Raw genomic sequence first — 13,958 nt, forward strand, 5'->3', positions numbered from 1 at the left:
CGGAGGAAAGGCAGGTGCAAAAAGGTGACGACAAACAGCTTACTCATTATTGACTTCGAATTTACAATGCCCGACGGAAAGTACAGTCCGCAAAACTTCTTCCCGGAAATCATTGAAGCCGGAATTGTAAAGTCGATTGATGATGAAGTAGTTGAGACGTTTTCTAGCTATGTGAGACCGAAAAAGTTCCCGAAGCTTACGAAACGCTGCAAGACATTTTTAAAAATCACCCAAAAACAGGTAGACGAAGGAATAAGATTCGAGGATCTCATCCGTAAACTAAACGAGCTTGATCCTGAGAAAAACAGCACAATTATTACGTGGGGAAACATGGATATGAAAGTGCTGAAGCAAAACTGTATGTTTAACCATATCCCATTCCCGTTTAAGGGAGAAATGAGAGATTTATCGCTTGAATACAAAAACTTTTTTGGAGACCGAACATTGACGGGTTTATGGAAAGCTGCTGAAGAGTATGGAGATTCCGGAACCGGCACCCATCATAAAGCGCTTGATGATGCTCTCACAGCATATAAACTTTTTAAGCTTGTTGAGCAGGATAAGCAGTATCTCGAAAAGCCAAAACCGCCCACAATTGGCGAAAGAATCGATTTAACCGAACTGTTCAAGCGCGCGACGTAAAAAACCCAATCTTTTGTCAGACTGGGTTATGGCCGATTGAAATATTCTTTTTCTAAAGTGTCCAGATTATGTAGGGAGCGCTTTGCCCACTCCGAACCATCCTCATTCAATTTGGCTCTCAGCTGTGCTGTCGCCTCCCGCAGAGATTTTGTATAATCCGGCACTTCACCATCATATGGCTTCACCATATGGTGGGGGATATTGGTCTGTTCACCATTTGCGAGCGCTTTTCTCTCATGAAAAAACGGCACATCCGCCTGTTTTGGATGATGAAGGTCTCCTTGGGCGGGGTGGGTAAGAACCGCTTTTACTTTCACTAAATAATGCTGCGGCCTGCAAGCCGTAATTTCTCCTATGTATACACCTGTTTTGTAAAATCCTTTAACAATAGAGCCTGTCTCAAACGTGCTCATCTGTCATCACCTCGCATTTATTCTATTAAAGTTCCAAGCGATTTGCTAGTGAGGAAGATCAGCGGGAAGCTTAATTGTCACCGTAGTGCCTTTTTGAAAGCTGCTGTTAAATGAAATGGTCCCGTGATGATGTTCAATAATGGAAAAGGTTACGGTAAGGCCGAGTCCCGTTCCGTTTGTTTTTAAGGAATAATAAGGTTCGCCGAGTTTTTGCATTTGATGGTCTGTCATCCCGACCCCATTATCTGTGATGTTAATCATGATCGTATGGCCGTTTCTTTTGGCCGATATGCGGATCATCCCCTTCCCGTGAGGAACCGCTTCAATACTGTTTTTCATCAGGTTGATGACAGCTTGCTTTAGCTTTGTTGCGTCCCCGTATATCAAAAGGTCCGGTTCTGTTTCAGCCTCGACGGTTACTGACTTGTAATTGGCATACGACACCATAAGGTTGCTTGTCTCTTTAATAAGGGCAGATAAATCAAAAACCTCTTTTTCATATAATTGCTGTTTCGCCATATCGAGATAGTTTGTGATAATGCCTTGTGCCCGGTCAAGCTCTGACAGTACAAGCTGTTTGTAATCCGCACTCGACTTGTTTTGCAGGGTTTCGTCATTAAAAAGCAGCTGGATAAACCCGCGGACAACTGTCAAAGGATTCCTGACCTCATGAGCGACGCTCGCTGCCAGTTCGCTCACAATCGTCATTTTTTCAGAATGGATAAGCTGTGAGCGCAAGGCGATATTTTCGGCGATGCTTTCGATAATATAGATGCTTAATAGAAGAACACTGGAGCGGAAAAGCCCTGAGACTACCGCCTCGTAAACGAAAATTCCTGATTTTTGAAAATTTAAAATATTTAAGGCGGAAAGAATCCAGCTGGAGGCGAAAAATAGGAAAACCTCCAAGCAGCTGATCAATAAAGACAGCAGTAGTTTTTTCGCTTTGGACATAAATGGCCATTTTTTCTGAAATAGGATTGGGATAATGATAAGAAAAGGCAGCAAAGTGAAAACAAATATTGCGGAAGGTTCGTAAAAAAGCAGTTCAAAACATAGGACAGATGCGGCGACTGTGAGTCCGGAAGCGGTGCTAATGTAAAATAAACAAATGATAACGGGAATCATCTGAAGGCCGTATTGTATGTAGTCCATTTCATGAATCGGGAAAAGAATGCATAAAACGGAGGCGCCGCAGGCGAAGAGCGTGACCAAACCGCTGTTTATTTTTGGCACAAGAATCGCAGGTTTTCCAAGCCAAAACACTTGGTAAAGAAGAATAGGAAACAAAATAAAGCAGATATGCAGGAGATAGTCTTTTAGAATTTCCATTCGTGTGAAATCCTTTCGTATAAAATATGAATCTATTATAACACTAAATATTAGAAGTAAAATATAAAATTCCTTTATTAAGAACGCCTTTACGAATGAAGACGTAAAGGCGTTTCAGAGCTATATTTATGATAATGCGGTTTTGATGCGGCGCAGGCCGTCCTGCAGGGTTGCGAGAGAACATCCCGCGTTTAGGCGCATAAATCCTTCTCCGCCAGGCCCGTATTTCGTCCCGGGCTCTAGAATAACCTTTCCCTTTTTTAGCATTCTTTGCTGAAGGTCTGTGTCGGACAAGCCGTAAGCGCTAAAGTCGAGCCAGATCAGGTATGATGCATCCGGTTTCATCATTTTGACCTTCGGCATCTCGGAGCTCAAAAAGGCTTCCGCTTCGGTCATGTTTTTCTCAAGGTAAGAGATCAATTCATCAAGCCACGGCCCGCCTTTTGAGTATGCGGCTTCGATTGCAGTGACGGCAAACGCGTTTAATCCGCCTAAACCATTGCGCTGCAGGCTTGCAGAAAACTTGGCGCGCTTCAGGCGATCGGGAATCATGATTGCCGAAGCCTGCAATCCGGCGATATTGAATGTTTTGCTTGGCGCAACACATGTCACGGAAAGATCAGCGAAATCGTCAGAGAGCGAAGCGAACGGCGTGTGTTTGTGTCCGTACAGCATTAAATCGGAATGGATTTCATCGGATACAACTGTGACGCCATGCTTAAGACACAATTCGCCCAGCTTCAGCAAATCTTCACGGCCCCATGAACGACCTGAAGGGTTATGAGGATTGCATAAAATAAACAATGTAACGCTTGGGTCACTAAGCTTCGTTTCCAAATCTTCAAAATCCATTGCATATGAGCCGTCTTTTTCTAGCAAAGGATTATGTAAAATGTGCCGGCCGTTTTTCTCAACCATATGGTAAAAAGGCGTATAAACTGGAGGCTGTACAACGACTTGATCGCCAGGCTCCGTGAAAGCTTGTACCGCCATGCTCAAAGCCGTTACAATGCCCGGGCTGAATGTGATGCTTTCCGGATTCACCTTCCAGCCGTGCCTGTTTTGCATCCATGCGCACACCGCATCCTTCGTTTTTTGATCCGGAGCCGTATAACCGAAAATTCCGTGTTCAAGGCGCTCTTTTAATGCTTCAGTTATCGCTTCCGGCGCGCGAAAATCCATATCCGCCACCCACATCGGGAGTGCGTCTGTCACGCCGAATAATTCGCCTGTTTTGTCCCATTTGACCGATTGGGTGCCAAGGCGTTCTTCTCGTTTATCAAAGTTCATTCTGTTACCTCCTCATGTAGTTTATTTTTCTAAGCTTCACTATGATAAGATAGAACTGCAAATTTTATTATAAGCGGTGATGAATATGGAAGAAAGTCAAGCGGTGGGGGAAATGATCAAGATCATTGCCAAATGGGACCCGTTTAAATATGGTGAAGAGTTTTACGAAACGGAGGCAGTTGATGTCGTGCAGGCGGTCTATGATGAAGACGACCCCGCCCTGCTGGCGAAACGCATTCAGCATATATTTGAAACTTCTTTTGAACAAACGCTGCCGATCGACAGCTGCCGGGAAGTGGCTGGCCAGCTTTTATACATTAAAAACAGCAGCTCCTGCACACTTTAAAAAACCGGTTCAGCACCGGTTTTTTTCTATTTGATAAAATCAGCAATGTGTTCGGAAACAAGCTCAGGCCGTTCTTCAGGCACCAGATGTCCGGTTTGGCTAAATGAGTATAGCACGGAATTAGGCAAATCCGCGTGCAGCCGTTTACCGATCTCCATTGGGACAATTCGATCCTCCTCGCCCCAAATCAATAATGCAGGCTTGTTCATTCTCTTCAATTGTTCGGGTTCTAAATCTCCTTCTCTGTGGCGGATAAACCTTGTCATGGCTTTGAAAATCTGCTCGTCCTGAAATGGTCTGCCATAGCCGTCAATCATCTCCTCATCAATCAGCGATTTGTCATGCACAACATTTAATAAATTTTTCATCACGCCTTCTTTCGAGAGCCAGCGCTTGATATATAGATGAAAATACGGAATATGGGTCCCGAAAATGATCGTTGGGTGTGAGCGTTTTAAATATCCTGAACTGCAAAGCAGCACAACCTTTGAAAAAAGCTCCGGTTTTTGGAGAGCAGCAGACAATGATATTTGTCCGCCCATAGAATGCCCTATAAGCACAGCTTGCTTCACTTGCAAGTGCTCCAAAATCCCAATGACAAGCTTTGCGAGGTTTTGATAGGTATAGATAAACGTTCTTGATTTTTCAGATTGGCCGAAAGGAGGCAAATCAAGCGCGATGATATCGTACTTGTCCCGAAGGAGAGGGATTACTTTTCTGAAGCTGAAAGCAGACGATAAAAAACCGTGTACGCAGACCAGCGTTTGCCTGCCAGGATTTTGATAATGTTCGTAGTACACATTGACTCCATCGACCGTAAACCGCCTTATTGGTGAAACCGCCTCCATTCTGTGTCACTCCCTTTTTTTGATGTTTGTATTGTGCCCTGAAATTGTCAATTCTAGCGGAAGTTTCTCCTCGTTTTTTGTTAGCATTCGTCAAAAAACGTGATATAATGTCATGAGATTTCTTGACATTGCAAAGGTGTGAATCAAATGAAGTTGACAGAAAAAGAAACAGAAATATTAGAAATTTTAGACGAAAACAGCCGCGCCGATTTAGAAACCATTGCGAAGATGGCGGGCATCCCTGTAAATGAAGTAAAAACGATTATTGACAAACTGGAGAAAGAAAAGGTTATTATCGATTATTCCGCTATGATTGACTGGCGAAAAGTTGACGGACATGAGGGCGTTACGGCCATGATTGACGTCAAAGTAACGCCGAAGCGGGGAGTCGGTTTTGATGAAGTGGCGGAACGAATTTACCGATTCCAAGAGGTTGAATCAGTTTACCTGATGTCAGGCGTGTACGATTTGTCTGTCGTAATTCGCGGCAATTCGATGTCTGACGTAGCGCGTTTTGTTTCAGATAAACTGTCAACGCTTGATTCCGTTGTATCTACGACAACCCATTTTATCCTGAAAAAATACAAGCATGACGGCAAAGTGTTTGAAACAGGAGACGACGACAAAAGAATCGTGGTGTCCCCGTAAATGACTTCGTATTTATCAGACTATGTACAACAAATAAAACCATCAGGCATCCGCAAATTCTTTGATTTGGCGGCAACGATGGAAGGCGTCATTTCTTTAGGTGTTGGAGAGCCTGATTTTGTTACCGCGTGGAATGTCCGTGAAGCAAGCATTCTCTCTCTTGAACAAGGATATACGTCATACACGGCCAATGCCGGTTTATACTCATTGCGAGAGGAAATCAGCCGTTATTTGAGCAACAGGTTTGACCTTAGCTACTCGCCAGATAATGAGCTGATTGTGACAGTAGGGGCAAGTCAGGCTTTGGATATTGCGATCCGTGCCCTTGTGAATCCAGGTGAGGAAGTCATCATACCTGAGCCATGTTTTGTGGCATACGATGCGCTTGTTTCTTTGGCAGGCGGTATCCCGGTTCATGTTCATACAACAGCAGACAAAGGGTTTAAAGCAACGGCCGCTGATTTTGAAGCGGCAGTCACTGAAAAAACAAAGGCCATTCTCATCTGCTCACCATCGAATCCGACAGGTTCGGTTTATTCGAAGGAAGAGCTGAATGCGATTGCTGAGTTTGCCAAAAAACATGATGTCATTGTCTTAGCCGACGAGATCTACGCGGAGCTGACATATGATGAGGAATTTACAAGTATAGCGGCATTACCGGGAATGAAGGAACGGACGGTAGTCATTTCAGGCTTTTCAAAAGCATTTGCGATGACGGGCTGGAGGCTTGGTTTTGCTGCAGCACCATCCATGCTTCGGGATGCAATGCTTAAAATTCATCAATATGCGATGATGTGCGCGCCCGCAATGGCGCAGTTTGCCGCCCTTGAAGGCCTGAAGAACGGCATGGAAGACGTAGAAAAAATGAAAAAAAGCTATCGAAGAAGACGGAATCTGTTTGTAGAATCTCTCAATGAAATCGGTCTCAGCTGCCATCACCCGGGCGGCGCTTTCTATGCTTTTCCATCCATTAAAAGCACGGGAATGAGTTCAGAACAGTTTGCAGAAGAGCTTCTGACGCAGGAAAAAGTGGCAGTTGTTCCGGGAAGTGTGTTTGGCCCGAGCGGTGAAGGATATATCCGCTGTTCATACGCAACCTCGATTGAACAGCTTCAAGAAGCGTTAGTCAGAATGAAACGCTTCCTGCACAAAACAACATAAAAAAAAGATACGAACCTTTTGTTCGCATCCAATAAAAGGGGGGAATACTAGAAAGCCTTTGGTATTTTCAGTTTACCCCCTTTTTGCCGTGCACAAACCTGATTTTTTATAAAAAAGATTTCTTTGCGAAAATAAGACATGTGTGATATAATTTTAAATTGCGTATAAACAGATATTTAATTTAACTTAGGAGTTGTTATGAATGGCAGCAAAATTTGAAGTGGGCAGTGTTTACACTGGTAAAGTTACAGGATTACAAGCGTATGGTGCGTTTGTTGCATTAGATGAAGAAACTCAAGGTTTAGTACACATTTCTGAAGTGACTCACGGTTTCGTAAAAGATATCAACGAGCACCTTTCAGTTGGCGACGAAGTACAAGTAAAGGTACTTGCTGTTGATGAAGAAAAAGGCAAAATCAGCCTTTCAATTCGTGCGACACAAGCTGCGCCTGAGAAAAAAGAAAGCAAACCAAGAAAACCTAAAGCTGCTCAAGTAAGCGAAGAAGCTTCTACACCACAAGGTTTCAACACATTAAAAGATAAGCTTGAAGAGTGGATCGAAATGTCCAACCGCAAAGACCTTATCAAAAAATAAGCATGAAAAAAAGCACCGGACAGGAATGTTCGGTGCTTTTGATTTCATGCAAAATCCTATTTCAGCGTGATTGATATCCTATCGCATTTCAGGATTTGCTGCTTCTTCACGTGATCTTTCCTCGTTTGGCTTAAATAGCAGACCGAGGTTGATTAAGCCGGCGATTCCGACAAGTCCGTAAATGATTCGGGAAAGAGCTGACCCTTGGCCGCCGAAGATAGCCGCTACTAAGTCAAATTGGAAAAATCCGATCAATCCCCAGTTAATGGCGCCAATGATGGTTAATACAAGACAAATTCTTTGAATGGTACTCATGTTTTGCAACCTCCTCCATGAATTATTAAAACAGTTATAGATTGTGACATATTGGAGAATCTATACATGCATTCTCCATATGAGGGGAAACTGGCCTGCCCTCGCTTATATCAGCTTCTTTCCCAGCGTCTTGCAAGATAAAACCATCAGATATGCTGAGAGGCGAGAGCTGATTGCTTTACATGTGGTGAGGACATTCTGCATAATAAAAAATCTAAGGAGGAGATGTCATGCAAAACTTTACATACTGGAATCCGACCAAATTAATTTTCGGGCGCGGCGAAGTGGAAAGACTTCCGGAGGAACTCAAACCTTACGGGAAAAACATATTGCTTGTGTACGGAGGCGGCAGCATTAAACGTAGCGGCCTGTATGATCAAGTGATCGAACAGCTGAATAAAGCCGGAGCGACCGTGCATGAACTAGCAGGTGTGGAACCGAATCCGCGTGTGTCGACTGTTAATAAGGGTGTTGCCATCTGTAAAGAACACAACATTGATTTCTTACTGGCTGTCGGAGGCGGAAGCGTCATCGACTGTACAAAAGCGATTGCCGCAGGAGCAAAGTATGATGGTGATGCGTGGGATATCGTCACGAAAAAACATCAGCCAAAAGATGCTTTGCCATTCGGTACGGTATTGACTCTCGCTGCGACTGGTTCTGAAATGAACTCAGGCTCTGTTATTACAAACTGGGAAACAAAAGAAAAATACGGCTGGGGAAGCCCGCTCGTATTCCCTAAATTCTCGATTCTTGATCCGGTGAATACATTCACTGTACCTAAAAACCACACGATCTACGGGATGGTTGACATGATGAGCCATGTATTCGAACAATACTTCCATCATGTATCAAACACACCGTATCAGGATCGCATGTGTGAATCACTTCTTCGTACAGTGATTGAAACAGCGCCTAAGCTGATCAATGACCTCGAAAATTACGAATTGCGTGAGACGATTCTGTACACAGGAACAATCGCATTAAACGGCATGCTTTCTATGGGTGCTAGAGGGGATTGGGCTACTCATAATATTGAACATGCAGTATCAGCCGTTTATGATATTCCGCATGCCGGGGGACTGGCAATTCTGTTCCCGAACTGGATGAGACACACATTGTCTGAAAACCCTGCCCGCATGAAACAGCTTGCAGTTCGTGTGTTTGATGTTGAAGAAGCAGGTAAAACAGATGAAGAAATCGCACGTGAAGGTATCGATAAACTGTCTGCGTTCTGGACAAGCCTTGGCGCTCCGAACCGTCTTGCTGATTATGATATTAATGATGAGCAGCTTGACACAATCGCTGACAAGGCAATGGCTAACGGTACATTCGGCCAATTTAAATCACTCAACAAAGAAGATGTGCTGTCAATTCTGAAGGCATCTCTATAAAAAAGGGGAAATAGCCGTTTGGCTGCTTCCCTTTTTCTTTTTGTCAAACTTATGTTACAATGGGAAATCTGTTTTTTAAGCCAGCATTATTGGAGGTTTTACTATGGAAAATTTCACTTATTATAATCCGACAAAGCTGATTTTTGGAAAAGGCCAGCTTGAACAGTTAAGAAAAGAATTAAAACGATACGGCAAGAATGTACTGCTTGTTTACGGGGGCGGCAGCATTAAACGCAACGGCCTTTATGATCAAGTCACAGGCATTTTAAAAGAAGAGGACGCTGTTGTTCATGAGCTTTCAGGTGTTGAGCCGAACCCGCGACTTGCGACAGTGGAAAAAGGCATAGGCCTTTGCAGAGAACATAGCATTGATTTTCTGCTTGCTGTCGGCGGAGGCAGTGTCATTGACTGTACAAAAGCAATTGCAGCGGGCGTCAAATATGACGGTGACGCTTGGGATATTTTCAGCAAAAAAGTAACAGCGGAGGATGCGCTGCCATTTGGCACTGTTTTAACGCTTGCTGCAACAGGCTCTGAAATGAACCCTGATTCCGTGATTACAAACTGGGAAACAAACGAGAAATATGTGTGGGGCAGCAATGTGACTCATCCGCGTTTCTCAATTTTAGATCCTGAAAATACGTTCACGGTTCCTGAAAATCAAACAGTATACGGCATGGTTGACATGATGAGCCATGTATTCGAACAATACTTCCACAATGTTGAAAACACGCCGCTTCAGGATAGAATGTGTTTTGCTGTTTTGCAGACGGTCATCGAAACAGCTCCTAAGCTTCTTGAAGATCTGGAAAACTACGAGCTTCGTGAAACGATTTTGTATGCTGGTACAATCGCTTTAAACGGCACGCTCCAAATGGGCTACTTTGGTGACTGGGCTTCTCATACAATGGAACACGCCGTTTCAGCTGTGTATGATATTCCGCATGCGGGCGGTTTGGCGATACTGTTCCCGAACTGGATGAGATATACGCTTGATACAAACGTAGGCCGCTTCAAAAACCTCATGCTCAACATGTTTGACATTGATACGGAAGGCAAAACAGATAAAGAAATTGCGCTTGAAGGAATCGATAAACTGTCTGCTTTCTGGACAAGCCTTGGCGCGCCTTCCCGTCTTGCTGATTACAATATCGGAGAAGAAAAGCTTGAGCTGATTGCTGATATCGCAGCCAAGGAAATGGAACACGGCGGCTTCGGCAACTTCCAAAAACTGAACAAAGATGACGTGCTTGCCATCCTTCGCGCGTCTCTATAACCCCAAAGGGCGGAATCCAGTCATTCCGCCTTTCTTCTTGACTTGATTTCACAGATAAGTTCATATAAAGTGAAAGATGAAAACATTATACCGTTATGGAGGGACAAGCAATGACGCATGTACGCTTTGACTACTCAAAAGCGTTGACTTTCTTCAACGAACATGAACTTACATACCTGCGGGACTTTGTAAAAACTGCACACCATAATATCCATGAAAAAACAGGCGCGGGCAGCGATTTTCTAGGCTGGGTGGACCTCCCTGAACATTATGATAAAGAAGAATTCGCGCGCATCAAAAAAAGCGCGGAAAAAATCAAATCTGACTCTGATGTATTGCTTGTTGTCGGCATCGGCGGCTCTTACCTTGGGGCGCGGGCAGCGATTGAAGCGCTGAATCACGCGTTTTATAACACTTTGCCAAAAGCAAAACGCGGCAATCCGCAAGTCATTTTTATCGGAAACAACATTAGTTCATCTTATATGAGAGACGTCATGGATCTTCTTGAAGATGTTGACTTCTCTATTAATGTCATTTCTAAATCAGGTACGACAACTGAACCTGCAATCGCTTTCCGTATTTTCCGCAAGCTTCTTGAAGAGAAATACGGTAAAGAAGAAGCGAAAGCGCGGATTTATGCAACAACAGATAAAGAGCGCGGCGCATTAAAAACGCTTTCTAATGAAGAAGGCTTCGAATCATTCGTTATCCCTGACGATGTCGGCGGCCGTTATTCAGTCTTAACAGCTGTAGGTCTCTTGCCGATTGCTGTCAGCGGCGTCAACATTGACGACATGATGAAAGGCGCCTTGGATGCGAGCAAAGATTTTGCAACATCTGAACTGGAAGATAACCCTGCATACCAATATGCGGTTGTTCGCAATGTCCTTTATAACAAAGGCAAAACGATCGAAATGCTCATCAACTACGAACCAGCGCTTCAATATTTTGCGGAATGGTGGAAGCAGCTGTTCGGAGAAAGTGAAGGGAAAGATGAGAAGGGCATTTATCCTTCTTCAGCCAACTATTCAACAGACCTTCATTCTTTAGGCCAGTATGTACAAGAAGGCCGCAGAGATTTATTCGAAACGGTGCTGAACGTAGAGAAACCTAAACATGAACTGACAATCGAGGAAGCGGATAACGATCTTGACGGCTTGAACTATTTAGCCGGTAAAACGGTTGATTTCGTTAACAAGAAAGCATTCCAAGGCACAATGCTTGCCCATACTGACGGGAATGTTCCGAACTTAATCGTTAACATTCCTGAACTGAATGCATATACTTTTGGATACCTTGTATATTTCTTCGAAAAAGCCTGCGCGATGAGCGGGTATCTCCTTGGCGTCAATCCGTTTGACCAGCCTGGTGTAGAAGCGTACAAAGTCAATATGTTTGCATTGCTTGGCAAACCTGGCTTTGAAGAGAAAAAAGCAGAGCTTGAAAAACGTCTGGAAGATTAATGTGAGAAAGCTGACTGGCAATTGCCGGTCGGCTTTTTATAAAATCAGAAAGGTGCTGATGTTCATGAAACAAGTGGTTAAACATCTCATCATTGCCGGCTTTTCTGCAGCTCTTTTAAGTATCCTTATCTCCTTTGATGCCGTGTATACAGATTTTTCTTCAAGCTTTGGCGGCACGCTGTCACATTTTTTCATCCACGCCTTTCTTCTCATTGGTTTGCCGCTTGCGCTTTTTACCGATGCGGTACATCGGATTTTGCATTTGAAACGAACCCATACTCTTTTCACTAAATTAGGACTCTATGCAACGGTTGTTTATGTGTCTTGGGATTCAGCTGCAGGGCTTGCTGCGGCAATGGCTGTTTACTTCTTAATTGAATGCGCTTTCTTTTTTGTTGGACGCGCGAAAGAAACAACGATTTCCATGTAGGCGCCTCTGAATGAAGTCTTGTTCGGCAGGACAGGATAAGTGAAAAAAGGGGCATTTTTGATGATACCAATACCTTCAGCGATAGATGGGCAGTCTTTTCTGCTTCAAGAACTGGAACAAGTGATGAAGCCGCTCGGTTATGTGATAAACGGCGGCTGGGAATACGATCATGGCTACTTTGATTATAAAATTGATGATAGAGACGGCTATTTATTTTTGAGAATTCCTGTCAATGCGGTACAGGGCAGTCTCGATGAACGCGGGGCGGCCGTCCGGATCGGAACGCCGTTTATGCTGAGACAGGTGTTTCAGACGGATGTTGATGATCAAGCCGAGGGAGGGCCTTTCCAATCACTGTTTAATCAATTTTCCGAACCGGAAAGGCGGGACGCGGAAATTGATCCGGCATTTTTGGATATCGGCGCCTCTCTCGTAAAAGAATTGGAGGATGTTCTGCTGCATTAGATGGCAAGGAATTGGTCTGTTTCGAGTACCGTGTATGTAAGAGGAGGGGAAATCATCGGCCCCTCCTCTTTTTGTACACCTATAATTGTTTTGTTGTGATCCAGGAAATAGAGAACGCAGGTTTTGTAAGCCGCTCCCTTTAGTTCGTCAGGAACAGCAAGAAGCTCTACATGCTGGTCAAGTGGCAGCTTAATTCCGTTCTGCTGTTTCGACGGCCGTAATTTGACTTGGTAATGCTGCAGCATCGCCCGGCTGATAAATTCTGACGTTCCGATGATTTGGTTTGCGCCTGCCCGCTCCGCATTGGTGACAAAACGGTCAGTCAAAATCTCGACGATGCAGTAAGCAAGGGGATTAAGCCCTTTCACAGATAAAAGAGTCAGCACTGACAGCATATCTGCTTCAGTTTCACTTTTATACTGATCGGCTGTAATCATCACTGATTCCGCTTCGGTAATATTGGCCCGTTTCAGTGTCTCGTCATCGGCAGCGTGCCCGCGTATGAAATGGACGTTTTCGATCAGCGGGCCTTCTGTTAAAGATTCATCGATTAGCACGACTGTTTTGGAAGGGGCCGCAAGCTGAAGGTCCTTCAAAAGCCGGTTTGTTTTTTCATTCCACCCGATCAGAATGATGTGGCCCCGGCCTTTGTAAGCAACTTTTCCTTCGATATAGCGGTGCTGTCTGCTGAATGCGGCCGCTGATAACGTTGCGAAATATGCAGTGACAAAGCTTGCGCCGCTCAAAATCAGCAGAATTCCAGCTGCCTGACCCAGCGGCGTGTGCGGCACATAGTCTCCATAACCGACTGTCGAAACCGTAACGACAGCCCACCAAATGCCTTCAAATACCGAAGTAAACTGCTTCGGCTCAAGTATATAAATGATTTGGCCGAACAAAAGAATCAGACATAAAATAATAACCCCGATTCGGATAAATAACGGCCATCTAAGCCATGAAATAAATATCCGATTTGATTTCATTCTTTTTCTCCTTCTTCAGATACTGAAATGGATAAAATTTGTTTAATGATTGTATTTAATTTCTCATTTAGCTTTTCCTGGCCGTACATATCTCGGGCCTGCTTCATTAACTCGGCTGTATCATCATCAAGCTGAATAAGCGGCTCATCAATTTCTGATTCATTATAAAGCTGAATAAACGCGTCCAATCCTTCATTCATCCGGTCGATTGCTGTGCTCAGCTGTTCCTTTTCCTCACTCGTCACTTTCATAGCTTCCATCACACCCGTGCTTTTTTCTAACAGTATGTCCCACTTCCGATGATGTTTTTCAAAAAATGAACAAAACATATAAAAACGGATTTCTCCATAAACTAAA

Annotated in this window: 17 protein-coding genes; 10 read left to right on the plus strand and 7 right to left on the minus strand. The window is 44.0% G+C overall.

What is annotated here, in order from left to right; translation table 11 throughout:
* Positions 1–24 precede the first annotated feature (24 nt).
* Positions 25–642, plus strand: coding sequence for a 3'-5' exonuclease KapD (gene kapD / locus ACQXR1_RS04025; RefSeq protein ID WP_014665171.1), 618 nt, complete (start codon positions 25–27; stop codon positions 640–642).
* A 26-nt stretch (positions 643–668) separates the two neighbouring features.
* Here kapD and kapB read toward each other — a convergent pair whose 3' ends face one another.
* From kapB to patB, 3 genes are all read right to left on the minus strand, one after another.
* Positions 669–1,055: a kinase-associated lipoprotein KapB gene (gene kapB, locus ACQXR1_RS04030; protein ID WP_069840232.1), complete on the minus strand. Its 387-nt coding sequence runs from the start codon at positions 1,053–1,055 to the stop codon at positions 669–671.
* Between the two features lie 45 nt (positions 1,056–1,100).
* Entirely contained in the window at positions 1,101–2,387 is a 1,287-nt protein-coding gene (kinB, locus tag ACQXR1_RS04035) for a sporulation sensor histidine kinase KinB (protein WP_430771762.1), read from the minus strand.
* Between the two features lie 126 nt (positions 2,388–2,513).
* Entirely contained in the window at positions 2,514–3,677 is a 1,164-nt protein-coding gene (gene patB, locus ACQXR1_RS04040) for a cystathionine beta-lyase PatB (RefSeq protein WP_286313945.1), read from the minus strand.
* Between the two features lie 85 nt (positions 3,678–3,762).
* Here patB and ACQXR1_RS04045 point away from each other — a divergent pair, with 85 nt between their 5' ends.
* The gene (locus ACQXR1_RS04045; RefSeq protein WP_014665167.1) at positions 3,763–4,023 is read left to right on the plus strand and encodes a YugE family protein; all 261 of its coding nucleotides are present in this window, start codon (positions 3,763–3,765) and stop codon (positions 4,021–4,023) included.
* Positions 4,024–4,049: 26 nt separating this feature from the next.
* Here ACQXR1_RS04045 and ACQXR1_RS04050 read toward each other — a convergent pair whose 3' ends face one another.
* Positions 4,050–4,871, minus strand: coding sequence for an alpha/beta fold hydrolase (locus tag ACQXR1_RS04050; RefSeq protein WP_040081982.1), 822 nt, complete (start codon positions 4,869–4,871; stop codon positions 4,050–4,052).
* A 147-nt stretch (positions 4,872–5,018) separates the two neighbouring features.
* Between ACQXR1_RS04050 and ACQXR1_RS04055 the strand changes: the two genes are divergently transcribed.
* From ACQXR1_RS04055 to yugI, 3 genes are all read left to right on the plus strand, one after another.
* Positions 5,019–5,519, plus strand: a complete 501-nt coding sequence (locus ACQXR1_RS04055) for an Lrp/AsnC family transcriptional regulator (RefSeq protein ID WP_009968070.1) — start codon at positions 5,019–5,021, stop codon at positions 5,517–5,519.
* Positions 5,520–6,680 (plus strand): aminotransferase, encoded by a 1,161-nt coding sequence (locus ACQXR1_RS04060; protein ID WP_014665165.1) that lies wholly within the window; start codon positions 5,520–5,522, stop codon positions 6,678–6,680.
* Positions 6,681–6,882: 202 nt separating this feature from the next.
* Positions 6,883–7,275 carry a S1 domain-containing post-transcriptional regulator GSP13 gene (gene yugI / locus ACQXR1_RS04065; RefSeq protein WP_003228864.1) on the plus strand — a complete coding sequence of 131 codons (393 nt, stop codon included), beginning with the start codon at positions 6,883–6,885 and terminating at the stop codon, positions 7,273–7,275.
* 78 nt (positions 7,276–7,353) lie between these two features.
* On the opposite strand, the gene ACQXR1_RS04070 is transcribed toward yugI, so the two are convergent.
* Positions 7,354–7,590: a DUF378 domain-containing protein gene (locus tag ACQXR1_RS04070; RefSeq protein ID WP_003220771.1), complete on the minus strand. Its 237-nt coding sequence runs from the start codon at positions 7,588–7,590 to the stop codon at positions 7,354–7,356.
* Positions 7,591–7,820: 230 nt separating this feature from the next.
* Here ACQXR1_RS04070 and ACQXR1_RS04075 point away from each other — a divergent pair, with 230 nt between their 5' ends.
* The 5 genes from ACQXR1_RS04075 (at position 7,821) to ACQXR1_RS04095 (ending at position 12,618) form a co-directional block, all read left to right on the plus strand.
* Positions 7,821–8,984 (plus strand): iron-containing alcohol dehydrogenase, encoded by a 1,164-nt coding sequence (locus ACQXR1_RS04075; protein WP_430771763.1) that lies wholly within the window; start codon positions 7,821–7,823, stop codon positions 8,982–8,984.
* A 103-nt stretch (positions 8,985–9,087) separates the two neighbouring features.
* The gene (locus tag ACQXR1_RS04080) at positions 9,088–10,260 is read left to right on the plus strand and encodes an iron-containing alcohol dehydrogenase (RefSeq protein ID WP_304592109.1); all 1,173 of its coding nucleotides are present in this window, start codon (positions 9,088–9,090) and stop codon (positions 10,258–10,260) included.
* Positions 10,261–10,370: 110 nt separating this feature from the next.
* Complete coding sequence (locus tag ACQXR1_RS04085) at positions 10,371–11,723, plus strand: glucose-6-phosphate isomerase (RefSeq protein WP_003243401.1); 1,353 nt, start codon at positions 10,371–10,373, stop codon at positions 11,721–11,723.
* Between the two features lie 58 nt (positions 11,724–11,781).
* Complete coding sequence (locus ACQXR1_RS04090; protein ID WP_148343457.1) at positions 11,782–12,153, plus strand: hypothetical protein; 372 nt, start codon at positions 11,782–11,784, stop codon at positions 12,151–12,153.
* Positions 12,154–12,213: 60 nt separating this feature from the next.
* Positions 12,214–12,618, plus strand: coding sequence for a YugN-like family protein (locus ACQXR1_RS04095; RefSeq protein WP_069150206.1), 405 nt, complete (start codon positions 12,214–12,216; stop codon positions 12,616–12,618).
* Here ACQXR1_RS04095 and kbfO read toward each other — a convergent pair.
* Together kbfO and mstX are read right to left on the minus strand one after the other, a co-directional pair.
* A complete protein-coding gene (gene kbfO / locus ACQXR1_RS04100) occupies positions 12,615–13,601 on the minus strand; it encodes a potassium channel protein KbfO (protein ID WP_069150205.1) in 987 nt (328 codons plus the stop codon). The genes ACQXR1_RS04095 and kbfO overlap by 4 nt on opposite strands.
* Positions 13,598–13,930 carry a biofilm formation protein MstX gene (gene mstX / locus ACQXR1_RS04105; RefSeq protein WP_014665158.1) on the minus strand — a complete coding sequence of 111 codons (333 nt, stop codon included), beginning with the start codon at positions 13,928–13,930 and terminating at the stop codon, positions 13,598–13,600. Before mstX ends, kbfO begins: the two co-directional genes overlap by 4 nt.
* Between the last annotated feature and the right edge of the window lie 28 nt (positions 13,931–13,958).

It is taken from the genome of Bacillus sp. ATD (assembly GCF_050585765.1).
GTDB classification, from domain to species: domain Bacteria; phylum Bacillota; class Bacilli; order Bacillales; family Bacillaceae; genus Bacillus; species Bacillus stercoris.

What these genes read in the sequence shown, in the direction of transcription:
- kapB (WP_069840232.1), bottom strand. Translation starts at nt 1,055, where the DNA reads ATGAGCACGTTTGAGACAGGCTCTATTGTTAAAGGATTTTACAAAACA.
- kinB (WP_430771762.1), bottom strand. Translation starts at nt 2,387, where the DNA reads ATGGAAATTCTAAAAGACTATCTCCTGCATATCTGCTTTATTTTGTTT.
- patB (WP_286313945.1), bottom strand. Translation starts at nt 3,677, where the DNA reads ATGAACTTTGATAAACGAGAAGAACGCCTTGGCACCCAATCGGTCAAA.
- ACQXR1_RS04045 (WP_014665167.1), top strand. Translation starts at nt 3,763, where the DNA reads ATGGAAGAAAGTCAAGCGGTGGGGGAAATGATCAAGATCATTGCCAAA.
- ACQXR1_RS04050 (WP_040081982.1), bottom strand. Translation starts at nt 4,871, where the DNA reads ATGGAGGCGGTTTCACCAATAAGGCGGTTTACGGTCGATGGAGTCAAT.
- ACQXR1_RS04055 (WP_009968070.1), top strand. Translation starts at nt 5,019, where the DNA reads ATGAAGTTGACAGAAAAAGAAACAGAAATATTAGAAATTTTAGACGAA.
- ACQXR1_RS04060 (WP_014665165.1), top strand. Translation starts at nt 5,520, where the DNA reads ATGACTTCGTATTTATCAGACTATGTACAACAAATAAAACCATCAGGC.
- yugI (WP_003228864.1), top strand. Translation starts at nt 6,883, where the DNA reads ATGGCAGCAAAATTTGAAGTGGGCAGTGTTTACACTGGTAAAGTTACA.
- ACQXR1_RS04070 (WP_003220771.1), bottom strand. Translation starts at nt 7,590, where the DNA reads ATGAGTACCATTCAAAGAATTTGTCTTGTATTAACCATCATTGGCGCC.
- ACQXR1_RS04075 (WP_430771763.1), top strand. Translation starts at nt 7,821, where the DNA reads ATGCAAAACTTTACATACTGGAATCCGACCAAATTAATTTTCGGGCGC.
- ACQXR1_RS04080 (WP_304592109.1), top strand. Translation starts at nt 9,088, where the DNA reads ATGGAAAATTTCACTTATTATAATCCGACAAAGCTGATTTTTGGAAAA.
- ACQXR1_RS04085 (WP_003243401.1), top strand. Translation starts at nt 10,371, where the DNA reads ATGACGCATGTACGCTTTGACTACTCAAAAGCGTTGACTTTCTTCAAC.
- ACQXR1_RS04090 (WP_148343457.1), top strand. Translation starts at nt 11,782, where the DNA reads ATGTTCATGAAACAAGTGGTTAAACATCTCATCATTGCCGGCTTTTCT.
- ACQXR1_RS04095 (WP_069150206.1), top strand. Translation starts at nt 12,214, where the DNA reads ATGATACCAATACCTTCAGCGATAGATGGGCAGTCTTTTCTGCTTCAA.
- kbfO (WP_069150205.1), bottom strand. Translation starts at nt 13,601, where the DNA reads ATGAAATCAAATCGGATATTTATTTCATGGCTTAGATGGCCGTTATTT.
- mstX (WP_014665158.1), bottom strand. Translation starts at nt 13,930, where the DNA reads ATGTTTTGTTCATTTTTTGAAAAACATCATCGGAAGTGGGACATACTG.